This is a genomic window from Curtobacterium sp. PhB142 (genome assembly GCF_004341255.1).
Taxonomy (GTDB): Bacteria; Actinomycetota; Actinomycetes; order Actinomycetales; family Microbacteriaceae; genus Curtobacterium.
The window spans coordinates 25,319-41,366 of sequence record NZ_SLUT01000003.1 but is presented as its reverse complement, the minus strand read 5'-3'; the positions used below and the strand labels follow the sequence as shown (position 1 = coordinate 41,366).

Annotated in this window: 17 protein-coding genes and 1 tRNA gene; 12 read left to right on the top strand and 6 right to left on the bottom strand. The window is 70.1% G+C overall.

Annotated features, from left to right (window positions below; genetic code table 11):
• Positions 1-28: 28 nt before the first annotated feature.
• On the top strand, positions 29-2,809 hold the full coding sequence (gene secA / locus EDF31_RS06450) for a preprotein translocase subunit SecA (RefSeq protein WP_131845586.1): 2,781 nt from the start codon (positions 29-31) through the stop codon (positions 2,807-2,809).
• A gap of 151 nt (positions 2,810-2,960) precedes the next feature.
• Here secA and EDF31_RS06445 read toward each other — a convergent pair whose 3' ends face one another.
• Positions 2,961-3,401: an Rv3235 family protein gene (locus EDF31_RS06445; RefSeq protein ID WP_131845585.1), complete on the bottom strand. Its 441-nt coding sequence runs from the start codon at positions 3,399-3,401 to the stop codon at positions 2,961-2,963.
• Positions 3,402-3,519: 118 nt separating this feature from the next.
• Here EDF31_RS06445 and EDF31_RS06440 point away from each other — a divergent pair, with 118 nt between their 5' ends.
• Positions 3,520-5,019 carry a PAS domain-containing sensor histidine kinase gene (locus EDF31_RS06440; protein WP_111085963.1) on the top strand — a complete coding sequence of 500 codons (1,500 nt, stop codon included), beginning with the start codon at positions 3,520-3,522 and terminating at the stop codon, positions 5,017-5,019.
• Positions 5,020-5,445: 426 nt separating this feature from the next.
• On the opposite strand, the gene EDF31_RS06435 is transcribed toward EDF31_RS06440, so the two are convergent.
• Positions 5,446-5,694, bottom strand: coding sequence for a WhiB family transcriptional regulator (locus EDF31_RS06435; RefSeq protein WP_017888820.1), 249 nt, complete (start codon positions 5,692-5,694; stop codon positions 5,446-5,448).
• 260 nt (positions 5,695-5,954) lie between these two features.
• Here EDF31_RS06435 and EDF31_RS06430 point away from each other — a divergent pair, with 260 nt between their 5' ends.
• The gene (locus tag EDF31_RS06430; protein WP_123313689.1) at positions 5,955-6,377 is read left to right on the top strand and encodes a hypothetical protein; all 423 of its coding nucleotides are present in this window, start codon (positions 5,955-5,957) and stop codon (positions 6,375-6,377) included.
• Between the two features lie 74 nt (positions 6,378-6,451).
• On the opposite strand, the gene bcp is transcribed toward EDF31_RS06430, so the two are convergent.
• Positions 6,452-6,922 carry a thioredoxin-dependent thiol peroxidase gene (gene bcp, locus EDF31_RS06425; protein ID WP_131845583.1) on the bottom strand — a complete coding sequence of 157 codons (471 nt, stop codon included), beginning with the start codon at positions 6,920-6,922 and terminating at the stop codon, positions 6,452-6,454.
• Positions 6,923-7,015: 93 nt separating this feature from the next.
• On the opposite strand from bcp, the gene EDF31_RS06420 reads away from it, so the two are divergent.
• Positions 7,016-7,091, top strand: a tRNA-Lys gene (locus EDF31_RS06420).
• A gap of 103 nt (positions 7,092-7,194) precedes the next feature.
• On the opposite strand, the gene EDF31_RS06415 is transcribed toward EDF31_RS06420, so the two are convergent.
• Complete coding sequence (locus EDF31_RS06415; RefSeq protein WP_131845843.1) at positions 7,195-7,851, bottom strand: YigZ family protein; 657 nt, start codon at positions 7,849-7,851, stop codon at positions 7,195-7,197.
• A gap of 70 nt (positions 7,852-7,921) precedes the next feature.
• On the opposite strand from EDF31_RS06415, the gene EDF31_RS19900 reads away from it, so the two are divergent.
• The 8 genes from EDF31_RS19900 (at position 7,922) to EDF31_RS06380 (ending at position 13,859) form a co-directional block, all read left to right on the top strand.
• Positions 7,922-8,362 carry a hypothetical protein gene (locus EDF31_RS19900; RefSeq protein WP_159573933.1) on the top strand — a complete coding sequence of 147 codons (441 nt, stop codon included), beginning with the start codon at positions 7,922-7,924 and terminating at the stop codon, positions 8,360-8,362.
• On the top strand, positions 8,359-8,820 hold the full coding sequence (locus tag EDF31_RS19895; RefSeq protein WP_111085958.1) for an ImmA/IrrE family metallo-endopeptidase: 462 nt from the start codon (positions 8,359-8,361) through the stop codon (positions 8,818-8,820). The genes EDF31_RS19900 and EDF31_RS19895 overlap by 4 nt, the downstream gene beginning before the upstream one ends.
• A complete protein-coding gene (locus EDF31_RS06405) occupies positions 8,817-9,743 on the top strand; it encodes a hypothetical protein (protein ID WP_131845582.1) in 927 nt (308 codons plus the stop codon). The genes EDF31_RS19895 and EDF31_RS06405 overlap by 4 nt, the downstream gene beginning before the upstream one ends.
• Positions 9,744-9,883: 140 nt before the next feature.
• Positions 9,884-10,096, top strand: a complete 213-nt coding sequence (locus tag EDF31_RS06400) for a hypothetical protein (RefSeq protein ID WP_131845581.1) — start codon at positions 9,884-9,886, stop codon at positions 10,094-10,096.
• Between the two features lie 75 nt (positions 10,097-10,171).
• Positions 10,172-10,849: a response regulator transcription factor gene (locus EDF31_RS06395; RefSeq protein ID WP_131845580.1), complete on the top strand. Its 678-nt coding sequence runs from the start codon at positions 10,172-10,174 to the stop codon at positions 10,847-10,849.
• Between the two features lie 34 nt (positions 10,850-10,883).
• Positions 10,884-12,206, top strand: coding sequence for a HAMP domain-containing sensor histidine kinase (locus EDF31_RS06390; protein WP_207896148.1), 1,323 nt, complete (start codon positions 10,884-10,886; stop codon positions 12,204-12,206).
• Positions 12,207-12,254: 48 nt separating this feature from the next.
• Complete coding sequence (locus EDF31_RS06385) at positions 12,255-12,899, top strand: PepSY domain-containing protein (protein ID WP_131845578.1); 645 nt, start codon at positions 12,255-12,257, stop codon at positions 12,897-12,899.
• 120 nt (positions 12,900-13,019) lie between these two features.
• Positions 13,020-13,859 carry a VOC family protein gene (locus tag EDF31_RS06380; protein ID WP_131845577.1) on the top strand — a complete coding sequence of 280 codons (840 nt, stop codon included), beginning with the start codon at positions 13,020-13,022 and terminating at the stop codon, positions 13,857-13,859.
• Between the two features lie 44 nt (positions 13,860-13,903).
• Here the strand turns inward: EDF31_RS06380 and EDF31_RS06375 are convergent, their stop codons facing one another.
• Both EDF31_RS06375 and EDF31_RS06370 read right to left on the bottom strand, forming a co-directional pair.
• The gene (locus tag EDF31_RS06375) at positions 13,904-14,221 is read right to left on the bottom strand and encodes a hypothetical protein (protein WP_131845576.1); all 318 of its coding nucleotides are present in this window, start codon (positions 14,219-14,221) and stop codon (positions 13,904-13,906) included.
• 70 nt (positions 14,222-14,291) lie between these two features.
• Positions 14,292-15,854: an amino acid permease gene (locus EDF31_RS06370; protein ID WP_131845575.1), complete on the bottom strand. Its 1,563-nt coding sequence runs from the start codon at positions 15,852-15,854 to the stop codon at positions 14,292-14,294.
• Positions 15,855-16,048: the final 194 nt, after the last annotated feature.

The following is a 16,048-nucleotide window of genomic DNA, read 5'->3' as shown; positions in this document are numbered from 1 at the left end:
GCGCACGACGACCCCGTAAGGAGCTCACGTGGCAAACGTGCTGGAGAAGGTCCTCCGCATCGGCGAAGGACGCACCGTCCGCCGGCTGAAGGCGTACGCCTCGGCGATCAACGACCTCGAGGACGACTTCTCGAGCCTCACCGACGAGGAACTCCAGGACGAGACGAAGGAACTGCGCGAGCGGTACGCCAACGGCGAGACCCTCGACGACCTGCTCCCCGAGGCGTTCGCCGCCGTGCGGGAAGCAGCGAAGCGCACCCTCGGCATGCGGCACTTCGACGTGCAGCTCATGGGCGGGGCGGCCCTGCACCTCGGCAACATCGCCGAGATGAAGACCGGTGAGGGCAAGACCCTCGTCGCGACCACGGCGGCGTACCTCAACGCGATCCCGTCGCGCGGCGTCCACGTCATCACGGTCAACGACTACCTGGCGTCGTACCAGTCCGAGATCATGGGTCGCGTCTTCCGCGCCCTCGGCATGACGACCGGCTGCATCATCGCCAACCAGACGCCGGCCGAGCGCCGCGAGCAGTACGCGGCGGACATCACCTACGGCACGAACAACGAGTTCGGCTTCGACTACCTGCGCGACAACATGGCGTGGCAGGCCTCCGACATGGTGCAGCGCGGCCACTTCTTCGCCGTCGTCGACGAGGTCGACTCGATCCTCATCGACGAGGCCCGCACGCCGCTCATCATCTCCGGCCCGTCCTCGGGCGAGGCCAACCGGTGGTTCACGGAGTTCGCCTCGATCGCCAAGCGCCTCACGCCGGGCGAGGACTACGAGGTCGACGAGAAGAAGCGCACCGTCGGCGTGCTCGAGCCCGGCATCGAGAAGGTCGAGGACTACCTCGGCATCGACAACCTGTACGAGTCGGCGAACACCCCGCTCATCTCGTTCCTCAACAACTCCATCAAGGCCGTCGCCCTGTTCAAGCGCGACAAGGACTACGTCGTGATGAACGGCGAGGTGCTCATCGTCGACGAGCACACCGGCCGCATCCTGATGGGCCGTCGCTACAACGAGGGCATCCACCAGGCGATCGAGGCGAAGGAGAACGTCGAGGTCAAGGCGGAGAACCAGACCCTCGCCACGGTCACGCTGCAGAACTACTTCCGGCTCTACCAGAAGCTCTCCGGCATGACCGGTACCGCCGAGACCGAAGCGGCCGAGTTCATGTCGACCTACAAGCTCGGCGTGGTCCCGATCCCGACGAACAAGCCGATGCAGCGCATCGACCAGACCGACCTGGTCTACAAGAACGAGAAGTCCAAGTTCGAGCAGGTCGCCGTGGACATCGCCGAGCGCCACGAGCAGGGCCAGCCCGTCCTCGTCGGCACCACGAGCGTCGAGAAGTCCGAGTACCTGTCGAAGCTCCTCGCCAAGAAGGGCGTGAAGCACGAGGTCCTCAACGCGAAGAACCACGCGCGTGAAGCCGCGATCGTCGCCCAGGCCGGTCGCCTCGGCGCCGTCACCGTCGCGACGAACATGGCCGGCCGAGGCACCGACATCATGCTCGGCGGCAACTCCGAGTTCCTGGCGGTGCAGGAGATGCACGCCAAGGGCCTGTCACCGACCGAGACCCCCGACGAGTACGAAGCCGAGTGGGACGAGGTCTTCGCCCGCGTCAAGGCCGAGGTCGAGGTCGAGGGCGACAAGGTCCGCGAGGCCGGTGGGCTCTACGTCCTCGGCACCGAGCGCCACGAGTCGCGCCGCATCGACAACCAGCTGCGTGGTCGTTCCGGTCGTCAGGGTGACCCGGGCGAGAGCCGCTTCTACCTGTCGCTCACCGACGACCTCATGCGCCTGTTCAACTCCGGTGCCGCCGAGAGCCTCATGGGCCGCTCGAACGTGCCGGACGACCTGGCGATCGAGAACAAGCTCGTCGGCCGCGCGATCCGTTCCGCCCAGGCACAGGTCGAGGGCCGGAACGCCGAGATCCGCAAGAACGTCCTGAAGTACGACGACGTCCTGAACCGGCAGCGCGAGGCGATCTACAGCGACCGCCGCCACATCCTCGAGGGCGACGACCTGCACGACCGCGCGCAGTCGTTCCTCAAGGCCGTCATCGACGACGTGATCGACACCCACACCGGCGAGGGGTCGCCGGACGACTGGGACCTCGACGCCATGTGGACCGAGCTCGGCACGCTCTACCCGATCTCGATCTCCATCGACGAGGTCATCACCGAGGCCGGCTCGAAGGGCAAGGCATCGCGTGACTTCCTCGGCCGCGAGATCCTCTCCGACGCCAAGCTGGCGTACTCCACGCGTGAGGAGCTCCTCGGCGACGAGGCGATGCGCGAACTCGAGCGTCGTGTCGTCCTGTCGGTGATCGACCGCCGCTGGCGCGACCACCTGTACGAGATGGACTACCTCAAGGACGGCATCGGCCTCCGCGCGATGGCGCAGCGTGACCCGCTCGTCGAGTACCAGCGCGAGGGCTACGCGCTGTTCCAGACGATGATGGGCCAGATCCGCGAAGAGTCGGTCGGCTACCTGTTCAACCTCGAGGTCCAGGTGCAGTCCGACGGCGAGAACGCCGTCATCGAGGCCAAGGGTCTCGGCGAGGACGAGGTCTCCGGCCTCGAGTACTCGGCACCGTCGATCGACGGCGAGGTCGAGGTGCGCGACGAGAAGGGCCGCCTCGAGCAGGCCGCCACGGCGCGTGCGCAGCAGGCCCAGGCCGAGGCCGAGGCAGCTGCCGAGCCCGAGCAGGGCTCCGCGTTCGGCAACGCAGCCACGGCCTCCGGCCAGGCTGCCGCGGCAGGCAACCGTGCCGAGCGTCGTCAGGCGTCGAAGAAGTAGTCCGCGTGCGCGCGAGCGCATCGTGAGCAGCAATGGTCGGGTCCCGCGTCGGTACCCGACCATTGCTGCTCACCAAGCGCACCACGCGCGCCGACGGCGGACGGGAGGCCCGTGGCGACATCGCCACGGGCCTCCCGTCCGCGTCAGGCACCTACAGGACGCCGATCGCGGTCGCCCGCCACCTGCCGTCCCGTGTCTCCAACCGCATCGCCACGGCGCGTGCATGACTGCGCGTGTGCACGATGACGGTCGCCTCGGCGACGCCGTCCGCCGGTCGGCAGACGAGCACGCTGCCGACCCGCAGCACCGCTCGGTTCCGCGACCGTCGGCGCACTGAGCGAGCGTGCGCGGCCACGGCTGCACGTTGCTGCAGGTGTCGGTGCACGTCGTCGGTGATCCAGCGGGCGATGCTGTCGACCTCGCGGGCCCCGGTCAGGACTTCGGCGACGCACAGTCCCAGGGCGCGTGCGGTGTCCGCCGGGTCCGGAGGGCCGCTCGCCGGTTCCTCGACCGGTTGCGGTTCGACGATCGTCAGTGGCGGCGAGTGTGCCGTCGTCGTCGTGTGGTCGATCCGGCGTGCCTGCTCCGCCACCCCTGCCCCTTCCGTTGCTGGAGCGAGCGTATGGGGCGTGCAACATGAGAAATACAAAGCTGCTGGGCCTGTGGAGAGGGCGACATTCTCCACAAGTCGGCGCACCTAGACTGGTTGGGTGTCGACCCTCAGTGACCTCGTCCTCGCGCAAGGCCGTTCCTCCGAAGCCGACGTGGAGTGGCTCCACCTGCTCGTGGGGGACTGGCAGCTCCTCGCCGACCTGTCCTTCGCCGACATGGTGCTGTGGGTGCCGACTGCCGAGGACGGCTCGTTCGTCGCCGTGGCACACGCCCGACCGAGCTCCGCGGCCACGCTGTTCTACCGCGACATCGTCGGCCAGGAGATCCGCGAGGAGTGGCGCGGTCAGGTGACCGAGAGCTTCGCCGGCGCCCGCGTCGTCGACTCCGCTGAGCCCGACTGGTACGAGGACACCCCCACCCGGGTCCGTGCGATCCCGGTGCTGCGGCGCCTCAGTGCCAAGAGCGCAGAGACCACCGAGCGGCCGATCGCCGTCGTCACGCGGCACTCCAACCAGGACGAGATGCGGACGCCGAGCCGTCAGGAACTGAACTTCACCGCGAGTGCGAACGACCTGTTCGGCATGATCGCGACGGGCGACTTCCCGGACCTCGGCGCACCGGCCGGTCCGCGCCGCGGCGCCCCGCGCGCCAGCGACGGTCTGCTGCGCCTCGACACCGCCGGCATCGTGACGTTCGCCAGCCCGAACGGCCTGAGCGCCTTCAACCGGATGGGCTTCGAGGGGGAGCTCGAACGGAAGTCCCTCGCCGAGGTCACCACCGAGCTCATCGGCGCGCAGCTCGACGTCGACGAATCCCTGCCCCTCGTCGTCACCGGCCGCGCTCCGTGGCGGGCCGACATCGAGTCGAAGGGCGTGACGGTGTCGCTGCGGTCGATCCCGCTCCGCGACCACGGCGACCGCATCGGTGCGATCGTGCTCTGCCGCGACGTGTCCGAGCTCCGGCACCAGGAGCGCGAGCTCATCACCAAGGACGCGACGATCCGCGAGATCCACCACCGCGTCAAGAACAACCTGCAGACGGTGGCGTCGTTGCTGCGCATCCAGGCTCGTCGGACGCACTCCGACGAGGCACGCACGTCGCTGCAGAACGCCATGCGCCGCGTGGCAGCCATCGCGGTCGTGCACGACACGCTGTCGAGCGGCCTGAGTCAGACGGTCGACTTCGACGACGTCTTCGACTCGGTGCTCAAGCTCGTCACCGAGGTCGCCGCGTCGCACAACACGACCGTGCACCCGAAGAAGACCGGCGAGTTCGGGGTATTGCCGTCCGAGGCTGCCACGCCGCTCGCACTCGGGCTCACCGAGCTCGTCACGAACGCCGTCGAGCACGGGCTGGACGGCCGCGACGGTGAGGTCGAGATCGTCGCCCGCCGGTTCGACGACCACCTGGAGATCGAGGTCCGTGACAACGGCGTGGGTCTGCCCGAGGGGAAGGTCGGGTCGGGTCTCGGCACCCAGATCGTCCGCACGCTCATCCAGGGCGAGCTCGGCGGCACGATCGACTGGCACACCCTGACCGGCAGCGGCACCGAGGTGACGATCACCATCCCGTTCCGCTGGCTGACCGCTCCCGCCTAGCCCCCGCGCTGCGCCGCGCCCGTGGGAGTTGCGCGTCGGGTTCGCGCCCGCTCGTGAGGTTCCGAGATCTGCGCATCTCGGCGTGCGATCGCGCGTGTTGCGGAACCGCCGTGATCAGCGCGCGGCGTGTTGTGGAACCCGGGCGGCTGTCGGACGGGAGGCCCGTGGGCGCGTTGCCACGGGCCTCCCGTCCGTCGTTCGGTCGCGTCTCGGGCCGCGCCGAGGTTCCGAGATCTGCGCATCTCGGCGTGCGATCGCGCGTGTTGTGGAACCTCGACGGTCAGCGCGCGGCATGTTGTGGAACCCCGAGGACCAGCGCACGGCGTGCCGCCCCGCCCCGCGCCCCCGTGCGCCACGCGCACGACGACGCCCGCCGCCCCCGAAGGGACGACGGGCGTCGGTGTGTCCTGCGGGAACCAGCCCGGGTCAGGAAGCGCGGCGGGCGCGAGCGGCGCGGCGCTTCAGCGCACGACGCTCGTCCTCGCTGAGGCCACCCCAGACACCGGAGTCCTGGTTGTTCTCGAGTGCGTACTGCAGGCACATCTCGGTGACCGTGCAGCGTGCACAGACCGACTTGGCCTTCTCGATCTGATCGACGGCGGGCCCGGTGTTCCCGACGGGGAAGAAGAGCTCGGGGTCCGCGGTGAGGCAAGCTGCCTTGTCACGCCAGTCCATGTGTGGTGCTCCTTGATGTCGATGCTCGAACGGCAGGCCGGGGCCGGGGTTCGGGGGATCGGAACGCTGACCATGCATGAGGCATGACGGGACAACTGTGGGGAGGAGTCCGCTGGAAGCGAGTCTGACGCCCGCGTGACGCTCGGGGGAGGAGCGACGAACCACGGGAGACGCACACCACATCGTGCCGTCCAAACGACCTCGAATATCGTTCCATACTGGTAGGGGCAAATCAAGGGTTCCGATGCTGGAGGATCACTGTGCACGATGACGACCCGACCGCGGTCGACCGTCCTGAGCCACGTTCACGCGCCTTGATCGGCCTGCTGGTGGTGGTCGGCCTCGAGTTCGCGGCGCTCGTCGTGGTGACCGTCGTGCTCGTCGTCGAGCTGATCGTCGCACCGGCGTCGAGCCTGGCGTCCGGGATCGCCCTGACGATCCTGTCGGCCGTCGCGGCGCTCTGGCTCGGTGCGCTGCTGAACGGCCTGTGGAAGCGGCGCGCGTGGGTGCGCTCGGGGATCATCGTCTGGCAGGTGCTGCAGGGCGCCATCGCGATCGGCGCGTTCCAGGGCGTCTTCCGTGAACCGGCGGTCGGTTGGGTCCTGCTGATCCCCGCACTGCTCGGCATCACGTTCGTGCTGTCGCGGTCGGTGACGGCCGCGCTCGCACGTCCCGTGGAGTAGACGCGACCGAAAGACGGACGGGAGGCCCGTGGCGACGCCGCCACGGGCCTCCCGTCCGCCTTGTGGTCCGGTCATCAGACCAGGCCGAGCTTCTTCCGCAGGCTCGCCACGTGTCCGGTCGCCTTGACGTTGTAGAGCGGCAGCCGCACGCTGCCGTCCTCGTCGACCACGATCGTGGAGCGGATCGTGCCGGTCACGATCTTGCCGTAGTTGTTCTTCTCGCCCCACGCGGCGTAGGCCTTGTGTACCGCGAGGTCGGGGTCGCTCAGCAGCGGGAACGTGAGCGCTTGCTCGTGCTGGAACGTCTTGAGCTTCGCCTGCTCGTCCTTCGAGACGCCGAGGACCTCGTAGCCGGCTGCCTGCAGCGACGACATGTTGTCGCGGAAGTCGCAGGCCTCGGTGGTGCAACCCGGGGTGGACGCGGCCGGGTAGAAGTACACGATGACCTTCTTGCCCCGCAGTGCGGCGAGCGAATGTTCGACGCCGTCCTGGTCCGGCAGCGTGAAGTCGGGGGCGGTGTCGCCGGCGGCGAGACGGTCGGTCATGGTGCTCCTGTTCGCTTGGTGCCCACGAGTGGTCGTGAGCGCGCAGAACCCATGCTATTGTTGATTCCCGTTGCGGCACGGAAGCCGGAACATGCACCTCTAGCTCAATTGGCAGAGCAACTGACTCTTAATCAGTGGGTTCTCGGTTCAAGTCCGAGGGGGTGCACCACAACCACGAAGGCCCCGACTCATCGAGTCGGGGCCTTCGTGCGTTCCGGGGATGTGCCCGCGTTCTGAGCTGGACACGCCCGAGGTGCTTCCGGCGGTCGGATTCAGTCGGCGGCGACATCGACGATCCGTTCCGGTCCGACGACGAGGTCGACGGCGCCGGCGGAGGCCGCTGCGAGGTCCGCGGTCAGGATCGCGAGCGCGTCGGCGGGCACCCAGACCTCGAAGGTCGCTGCACGTCCGTAGACCGTCGCACCGAGGGTCGCGTGGTGGTGCCGGACCCAGTCGCGCAGGACGTTGTCGAGCCGGCCGGCCTCGGCGTGCGGGGCGTCGAAGTGCACCTGCGTGAGCGCCTCGCGCCGGACGAGCGCGGCGGTGTCGAGGGCCTCCGAGACCGAGGTCGAGTAGGCGCGGACGAGTCCGCCGGCGCCGAGCTTCACGCCGCCGAAGTAGCGCGTCACGACGGCGACCACGTCGGTGAGTTCGCGGCGGCGGAGCACCTCGAGCATCGGCACGCCAGCCGTACCCGACGGTTCTCCGTCGTCCGACGACCGGGCCTGGTCGCCGAGGGTTCCGGTGACCATCGCGGTGCAGTTGTGCCGGGCGTCCCAGTGGCGGCGTTTCACCTCGGCGATGACCCGCTCGGCGTCCGCGACGTCCGACACGGGGGCGACCGTGGTGATGAACCGCGACTTCGTGATGACGATCTCGTGCTCGACCGGGTCGGCGATCGTCGCGGGGAAGCTGCGGGCCATGCCCACGAGGCTAACGGCGTGCACCGTGTCCGCCGCGCTACGATGTCGTGCACGCACGGCTGGGGAGGAGTCCGACATGGAGACCGGTGATCCGAGGGGCGGGGTCCTGGACGCCGCCGAACTCGCACGGCGCATCAACCTGCTGCTCGACTTCGAGGAGTCCCAGCGTGGCGCCCCGGTGCCGTTCGCCTCGATCGAGGAGTACGTCGCCGCCCACGGCGGTTCGCTCTCGCGGGCGAAGTGGACCTACATGCTCTCCGGCGACGGCCGACGCAACCGCGACACCGAGCTCCTGCGGCTGCTCGCCGGGTTCTTCGAGGTCGACGAGCGCTTCCTGCTCGAGGACAGCGACGTCCCCGAGCGCATCGGCGCCCAGCTCGCCCTCGTCCGCTCCCTGCGTTCCGCCCGCGTGAGCGGGTTCGCTGCACGCACCTTCCCCGGCGAGCTCTCACCCGAGGCGCTGCGGCGCATCGCCGAGGTGCTCGAGGAGGAATCACAGCGCGGGAGCGTGGCGTGACCGACCCGCTGCTCGAGTCCTTCTGGGCACGCGGTGCGGTCGAGGGGTGGTCCGACGTCGACCAGGCCGTCGCAGCCGCAGCCGTCGTCGTGGACAAGCCCATCGTCGTCCGCGAAGAGGCGTTCCTGGCGACGGAGCCCGTGTGCGGCTTCGTCGCGACGCTCGAGCACGCCCACCTGATCATGATCTCGCCGACCGCCTCGCCGACCTTCCGGGCGTTCGTCATCGGCCACGAGCTCGGTCACGTCCTGCACCGGCACCAGGAGCACGCGCCCCAGTCCGCCTACATCCGCGACGTCATCCCGGACCTGCCCGAGTACAAGGTCGAGCGGGCGCTGGCGCGGGGGATGTTCTCGAACGCGTACGAGCACGAGGCCGAGGTCTTCGCCGACGCGCTCGCGACGCTCATCCGGCGGCACCGAGGCCGCCCGAGCGCCTTCCGCGGGGTCTTCGGGTGATCGTCGCAGTCGTCCAGGCGGTGCTGCTCATCGCCGGGACGATCGCGCTCTTCGTCCTGCAACGCGGGCAGGACCGGACCCTGGCGGTGACCTTCCTGCTGTTCGCCGGCACCATCGTCACGAACGTCGACCCGCTGTACCGGTGGCTCGACCCATTGCTCGGTGGCTTCAACGTGGTGACCGTGGTCAGCGACTGCCTGATGGTCGCCGGCACGAGCACGCTGCTCTGGGGCGTGGCGAAGGCCGTCGGAGCGGCGCGGCCGTGGCTCCGGAACGCGATCGTGGTGTCGTGCGCCGCGGTGGTGGTCGTGGTGGTCGTCGCCTTCTCGGTGCTGGACAAGCCCGCCAGCACGACGACGTTCATGCTCGACGCCGGGTCGCACCCGGCCGCGACCGTCTACTCGATCGCGCAGACGGTGTACCTCGGGGTGGCGCTCGGCGCGACGGGCCTCATCTGCGTCCTCCGCCTGCGCGAGGCCCGGACGACGACGGACCTGGTCGGGCTGTGGATCCTGGTGCTCGGCGGCGTGCTGGGGGTCGTCCGGATGGTCGTCGTCGTGGTCATGGACCTGGCGCACGTCACGGGGGACCTCGACCGGATGCGCTCCCTCGCGCTGCCGTACGACGTCACGACGCCCGGCGCCGTGATCTGCGTCTCGACGGGGATGCTGCTGCTCGTCGTCGGACACCGGGTCTCGCGACGTCGACGTACCCGTCGGGTCGACGCGGCGCTGCGGCGTCTCGCGCCGCTGCACGAGCGGATCGGTGCCGACAACGCCTACCCGTCGACCGAGGACCCCGCCACGCGGTTGAGCCGCGCGATCGTCGAGGTCAACGACGGGCTCCGGCGGACGCGTGCGCCGTTGACCGATGCGGAGCGAGCCGTCCTCGCCGAGGCCGAGTCGGCGCTCGACTCCGCGTAGCCCGAAGGGGTGACTCGACGGTCTCCCGACGCCCGTGTAGGGTTTGTAGCAAGTGCTACAGATCCTGTGGCTCGTCGGTGGGACTCGGCCGCGTTGGGGGCGGCCGAGCACCACCGACAGTCGTTGTCTAGACTCGGACGGTGCTCGTCTTCGCCGCAGTCGTCCTGTTCATCGGTGCCGTCTTCAACGTCGTCACCTGGCCGCGCTTCTTCCAGCGCGTCGCGAAGGACACCCGCGCGCGTGATGCTGCGGGCAAGCCGACGACGTTCTACACCGTGCACCTCGTGCTGCTGCTCATCGCGCTCGCCATCGCCGCGGCCGCGGTCGTCGCCGGGATCCTGCTGCTGGTCTGAGCCGTTCGCCGATCGCCGATCGCCGTCGGGCGTCGCTTCAGCGCTGCTTCAGGGCGGCACGGCAGGATCGTCGCCATGCGTGTCCTGGTGGTCGATGACGAGGTGCGGCTCGCCGACGGCGTCCGTCGCGGCCTCGAGGCCGAGGGGTGGGCGGTCGACGTCGCCCACGACGGCGTCGACGGCCTGTGGCACGCCCGCGAGTTCCAGTACGACGCGATCGTCCTCGACCTGATGATGCCCGGGATGAGCGGATGGGCGGTCTGCGCCCAGCTCCGGGCCGACCAGGACTGGACGCCGGTGCTCATGCTCACCGCCAAGGACGGCGAGTGGGACCAGGTCGAGGCCCTCGACGCCGGCGCCGACGACTACGTCACGAAGCCCTTCTCGCACCCGGTCCTCGTCGCCCGGCTGCGCGCGCTCGTCCGCCGTGGTGCGCGCGAACGCCCGGCGGTGCTGACCCTCGGCGACCTGGTCGTCGACCCGGCCGCACGGACGGTGACGCGTGCCGGGACCCCCGTCGACCTGACGAGCCGGGAGTTCGCGGTGCTCGAGTACCTCGCGCGGCGCTCCGGGCAGGTGTGCTCGAAGCGCGAGGTGATCGAGAACGTCTGGGACGTCGACTTCGAGGGCGACCCGAACATCGTCGAGGTGTACGTCGGGCACCTCCGGCGTAAGCTCGACCGGCCGTTCGGACGGACGTCACTCGAGACCGTCCGCGGTGCGGGCTACCGACTGGCGGCCGACGGTGGCTGACCGGGGGACGGGGCGCACGCGCTGCTTCCGGTCCGTGCGCGCGCGGACCACGCTCGGCGCCGGCGTGGTCGTGATCGCCGCCCTGGTCGTCGGTGCCGTGGGGTTCGTCGTGGTGCTCCGCCTGGTGCTGCTCGACGGGGTGCGGACGTCCGCCGAGGCCGGACTCGAACAGGTGTCGTCACGGGTCGAGTCCGACGGTGCCGGTGCGGTGACCGACTACGAGGACGTCCTGGTGCAGGTGGTCGGTGACGGCGGCTCGGTCCTCGCACACGGTGAGGACGCCGACGCTCCGGCCCTGTCGACCGCCGACGAGTCCCGGTGGTCGCACGACGGCGAACGCTGGCTGCTCGTCGCCGACGACGTCGACCTGCCCGGTGGGGGTGAGGCGACCCTGGTGTACGGCGTCTCCCTCGAGCAGACCGACACCGCGATCCGGACCGCCGTGGTGCTCCTCGCCGTCGGGGTGCCGGTGCTCGTCCTCGTGCTCGGGATCGTGACCTGGTCCGTGACCGGGCGGTCGTTGCGGCCGGTGGAACGGATGCGCACCGAGGTCGAGACGATCCGTGCCGCGCAGCCCGATGCCCGCGTGGTCGTGCCGGACACCGGTGACGAGATCGCCCGGCTCGCGACCACCATGAACGCGATGCTCGACCGACTCGACCGATCCGCGGCGGGGCAACGGCAGTTCGTGTCCGACGCCTCGCACGAGCTGCGGTCGCCGATCGCGTCCCTCCGCCAGCACGCCGAGGTCGCCGTCGCGTACCCGGACCGGACCGACGTCGCCGAGTTCTCCGACGTCGTGCGGTCCGAGGCCGTGCGCCTGCAGGACCTCGTCACCGGGCTGCTCGAGCTGTCGCGGCTCGACGAGGGCGGCACGGGTGTCCGTCGTCCCGTGGACCTCGACGACCTCGCACTCGACGCCGTCGCGCGGGCGCGGGCGCGGGCGCGGGTGCCGGGTGGTGGGACCGGCGACCGTGCGATCCGGGTCGACGGCTCCGGGATCTCCGCCGCACGCGTGCTCGGCGACGAACGGCTGCTCACCGGCGTGGTCCGGAACCTCGTCGACAACGCCGTCCGGCATGCCGCGTCGCGCGTCGCGGTGGCCCTGGTCGAGCAGGACGGCGCCGCGGTGCTGACCGTGGACGACGACGGCTCCGGGGTCCCGGCGGCCGAGCGCGACCGGGTGTTCGAGCGGTTCGTCCGGCTCGACGAGGCCCGCAGCCGCGACGCCGGTGGTGCCGGCCTCGGTCTGGCGATCGTGCGGGACGCCGTCCGGGCGCACGGCGGCGATGCGACGGTGGCGGACTCGCCGCTCGGCGGGGCGCGGTTCGTCGTGCGCATCGCACTCGGCGGCTGAACAGGCGGCTTCAGGTCTGCTTCAGCACCCCGCCGACATGCTCGTCCCATGACCTTCCGCACCCAGCTCCAGAAGCCCTCCGCCCGCCGTGTCGCCGCCCTCGCCGCCCTGCCCGTCGTGGCCGCGCTCGCCCTCACCGGCTGCTCCACCGACGGGTCGTCCGACTCGGCGGCGTCGTCCTCGAACGGGTCGGCCGCGACGGGCGCCACCACCGGCACGTCGGGTGGCGCGTCCGCGACCGCCGCCTCGGCCACGTCGAACGACGCCCTGCTGGCCGCCGTCGCGACCGCACGCGGGAGCGTCGGCTCCGGCACCGTCATCTCGGTCGAGCAGGAGCAGCGTGGCAGCGCGTACGAGGTCCTCGTCGTGACGAAGGACGGCACCGAGCACGAGGTGCACACCGACGCCGCCGGCACCGGGGTGACCGGTACCCCGCAGACGGAGGCGGCGGACACCGACGACCGTGCCGAGCACGACCGGTTCATCGCAGCGGCCGACCTCGACGTCAGCAAGGCCGTCAGCGCCTTCGAGGACCTGCACGCCGCTGCGATCACCGAGCTCGGCCTCGACGACCACCTCGGCACGGTGGTCTGGGAGGGTGACGTCGTCGACGGGTCCGGCACCAAGCACAGCGTCCGGATCGACGCCGGTTCGGGCGACGTCGTCACCGACCAGGTCGACACCGACGACTGACCCGACGACTGACCCGACGAACGACCCGACGAACGACCCGGCGACCGACCCGGCCGACGTCGGCGGTCAGCGGTAGAACTGTGGCATCCGACCTGGGCGTCGGCGACCTCGGGAGACACCATGACGGACCAGACCCCTCGCACCTACCCGCAGGGTGTGCCGAGCTGGATCGACGGAGGACACCCGGACCCCGACGCCGCGCAGGCGTTCTACGGCGGTCTGTTCGGCTGGGACTTCGAGGAGCGCCTGCCGCCCGGGGCCCCCGGCTCGTACCGGATCATGAGCATCGACGGACGAGAGGTCGGTGCGATCGCCTCGGGTGACGAGCCGGCGTCGTGGACGACGTACATCGCCGTGGACGACGCCGACGCGGTGGCCGCTCGGGTCGTCGAGCTCGGTGGCACCGCCGCTCCGGCGGAGGACGCCGGGCCGGGTGGTGCCGCGGGCCGCAGCGTCGACTGCGTCGATCCGCGCGGTGCGGCGTTCGGACTCTGGCAGGCGCGCGACCGGCTCGGGTCGCAGCACATCAACGCCCCCGGCGGCTGGGTCTTCAGCGACCTCCGCTCGACCGAGCCGGAGCAGGCGATCTCGTTCTACGAGCAGCTGTTCGGCTGGCGGGTCTCCGGCATCGAGGAGGGCCCGACCGCCATGGTCCGGCTGCCCGGCTACGGGGACCACCTCGCGGCCACCTCCGACCCCGACATCCGCGAACGGCAGGTCGGCGCACCGGAGGGCTTCGCGGACGTCATCGCTGCCCTCGCCCGACTCGACGACGGGCCGGACGACTGGCACGTGTCGTTCAGCGTGGCGGACCGGGACGCCGCCGCCGCACGGGCCGAGGAGCTCGGCGGCGCCGTGCTCGGTACCTGGCAGGGTCCGTGGACGCGTGCGGCCGAACTGCGGGACCCGCAGGGCGCCACGTTCCGCGTCACGCAGTTCGCCCTGGAGGGCGCTGCCTGAGCGCAGCGCCCGTGGGCCGTCAGCCGGTGGTGAGCGGCGGTCCGTCAGCCGGTGGTGAGCGGCGGTCCGAGCACCTTCTGGATCGCCAGCGCGGCGAGCTGCTCGTCCGAGGTGTCGAGCAGCACGCGGAAGGTCTCCTGCGCCGTGACGAACTCGACGCAGACGGCGTCCTCGTCGCACGGTCCGAGCCGCCACCCCGACACCGCGTCCATCGGCACGGAGACCCGCGCCTCGCGCTCGTAGTCGGTCTCGGCCTCCAGACGGTCGGGGAACACCCGCAGGCGCCCGTACGCGCCTCGCCAGCTCAGCTGGAGATCGAGGGTGGGGGGAACAGACGCAGGGGAGACAGAGCGGTCCGGCACCCGCCGATCGTACCGAGGGGTGCCGGACCCACTGCACTCGGCGCGCGACGTGCTGCGCACCGGGGACAGATCAGACGGTGTCGTCGGACCCCTTGTGCTCGCCGCCGTCCTCGCCTTCGCGACGGACCTGGTTCGCCGGGTCGCGGACGCCGATCGGGTACGGACCGGTGACGCCCTGTCGGAGCGACGCGATGCGCAGGATGCGGTCGCGCTGCAGGAACCAGCCGACGACGAGCAGCGGGATGACGATCACGAGGGACGCGATCGTGTAGGTTCCGACCGGGTAGTCGATCGCCATCAGCACGATGACCGACGCCAGGAACGCCAGGGTGAGCCACGCGGTCACCGGGGCGCCGGGCAGCTTGAAGGACGGCTCCTTCGCCAGTCCCTGCTTCGCCCACGACCGGAGCCGCATCTGACAGAGGATGATCGTGCCCCACGCCGTGATGATGCCGAGGCTCGCGATGTTCAACGCGATCTCGAACGCCTGGCTCGGGACGAAGTAGTTCAGGACGACGCCGGCGACCGTGAACGCGGCGGTGAGCAGGATGCCGGCGTACGGCACACCGCCCTTCGACATCTTGGTGGTCCACTTCGGCGCCGAACCGTTCATGCCCATCGAGTGCAGGGCGCGGCCGGTCGAGTACAGACCGGCGTTGAGCGACGACAGTGCCGCCGTGAGCACGACGAAGTTCATGATGCCGCCGACGATCGACCCGACCTGCGGGTTGCCGAGCGACGAGAAGAACGTCACGAACGGGCTCTCGCCCTCCTTGTACGCCGTGTACGGCAGGAGCAGGGAGAGCAGGATGATCGACCCGACGTAGAAGACCGCGATGCGGAACACGACCGAGTTGATGGCGCGGGGGATGACCTTCTCGGTGTTCTGCGTCTCACCGGACGCGGTGCCGACGAGCTCGATCGCCGCGTACGCGAAGACGACACCCTGGATCACGATGACCGCGGGGAGCAGCCCGTTCGGGAACAGCCCGCCGTTGTCGCCCCAGATCGAGAAGCCCGTGCGGACGGCTTCGCCGCCGGCCTCGACCGGGAACGCGAAGACGAGCCAGATGATCGCGACGACGAGGAACGCGACGAGTGCCGCGACCTTGATGAGCGCGAACCAGAACTCGAGTTCGCCGAACACCTTGACCGCGACCATGTTGGCGGCGAGCACGACGATCAGAGCGATCAACGCGAGGAGCCACTGCGGTGCGGCGGTGAACGCGGACCAGTACTGCAAGTAGATCGCGACGGCGGTGGTGTCGACGATCGAGGTCATCGCCCAGTTCAGGAAGTACATCCAGCCGGCGGCGTAGGCGAACTTCTCGCCGTAGAACTCGCGGGCGTAGGAGATGAACGACCCCGACGACGGACGGTGCAGCACGAGCTCGCCGAGGGCGCGCAGGATGAAGAACGCGAAGATGCCGCAGATCAGGTAGGTCAGCGCGAGCGCGGGGCCCGCGGTGTGGAGCCGTCCACCCGCACCGAGGAAGAGTCCGGTGCCGATGGCCCCACCGATCGCGATCATCTGCAGCTGCCGGGGCTTCAGACCGTGCTGGTAGCCCTCTTGCTCGTGCGAGAAGTCGTTCGCCGGAGCACGGTTCACGCCCGTGTCGTTCTGCGCTGTCATGCGCGCCAACCTACATGCGCACGGAACCGGGGCGGCACACAAACCTCCGAACGAGCTGATCTGTAACGAGACGGTCACGATCGTGATCCCCATGTGCGTGGGCGACACGCCGACGACGGGGTACAGCGATGCCGGGATTCCGGCGGACGTCGATTGTGATCGGGGGACAGGACACCGTTAGGTTTGAACGTCCC

Coding starts and splice junctions, on each gene's coding strand:
- EDF31_RS06435 (WP_017888820.1), bottom strand. CDS start 5,694: ATGGACTGGCGTGACAAGGCAGCTTGCCTCACCGCGGACCCCGAGCTC.
- bcp (WP_131845583.1), bottom strand. CDS start 6,922: ATGACCGACCGTCTCGCCGCCGGCGACACCGCCCCCGACTTCACGCTG.
- EDF31_RS19900 (WP_159573933.1), top strand. CDS start 7,922: ATGGAGACCGGTGATCCGAGGGGCGGGGTCCTGGACGCCGCCGAACTC.
- EDF31_RS06395 (WP_131845580.1), top strand. CDS start 10,172: ATGCGTGTCCTGGTGGTCGATGACGAGGTGCGGCTCGCCGACGGCGTC.
- EDF31_RS06385 (WP_131845578.1), top strand. CDS start 12,255: ATGACCTTCCGCACCCAGCTCCAGAAGCCCTCCGCCCGCCGTGTCGCC.
- EDF31_RS06380 (WP_131845577.1), top strand. CDS start 13,020: ATGACGGACCAGACCCCTCGCACCTACCCGCAGGGTGTGCCGAGCTGG.
- EDF31_RS06370 (WP_131845575.1), bottom strand. CDS start 15,854: ATGACAGCGCAGAACGACACGGGCGTGAACCGTGCTCCGGCGAACGAC.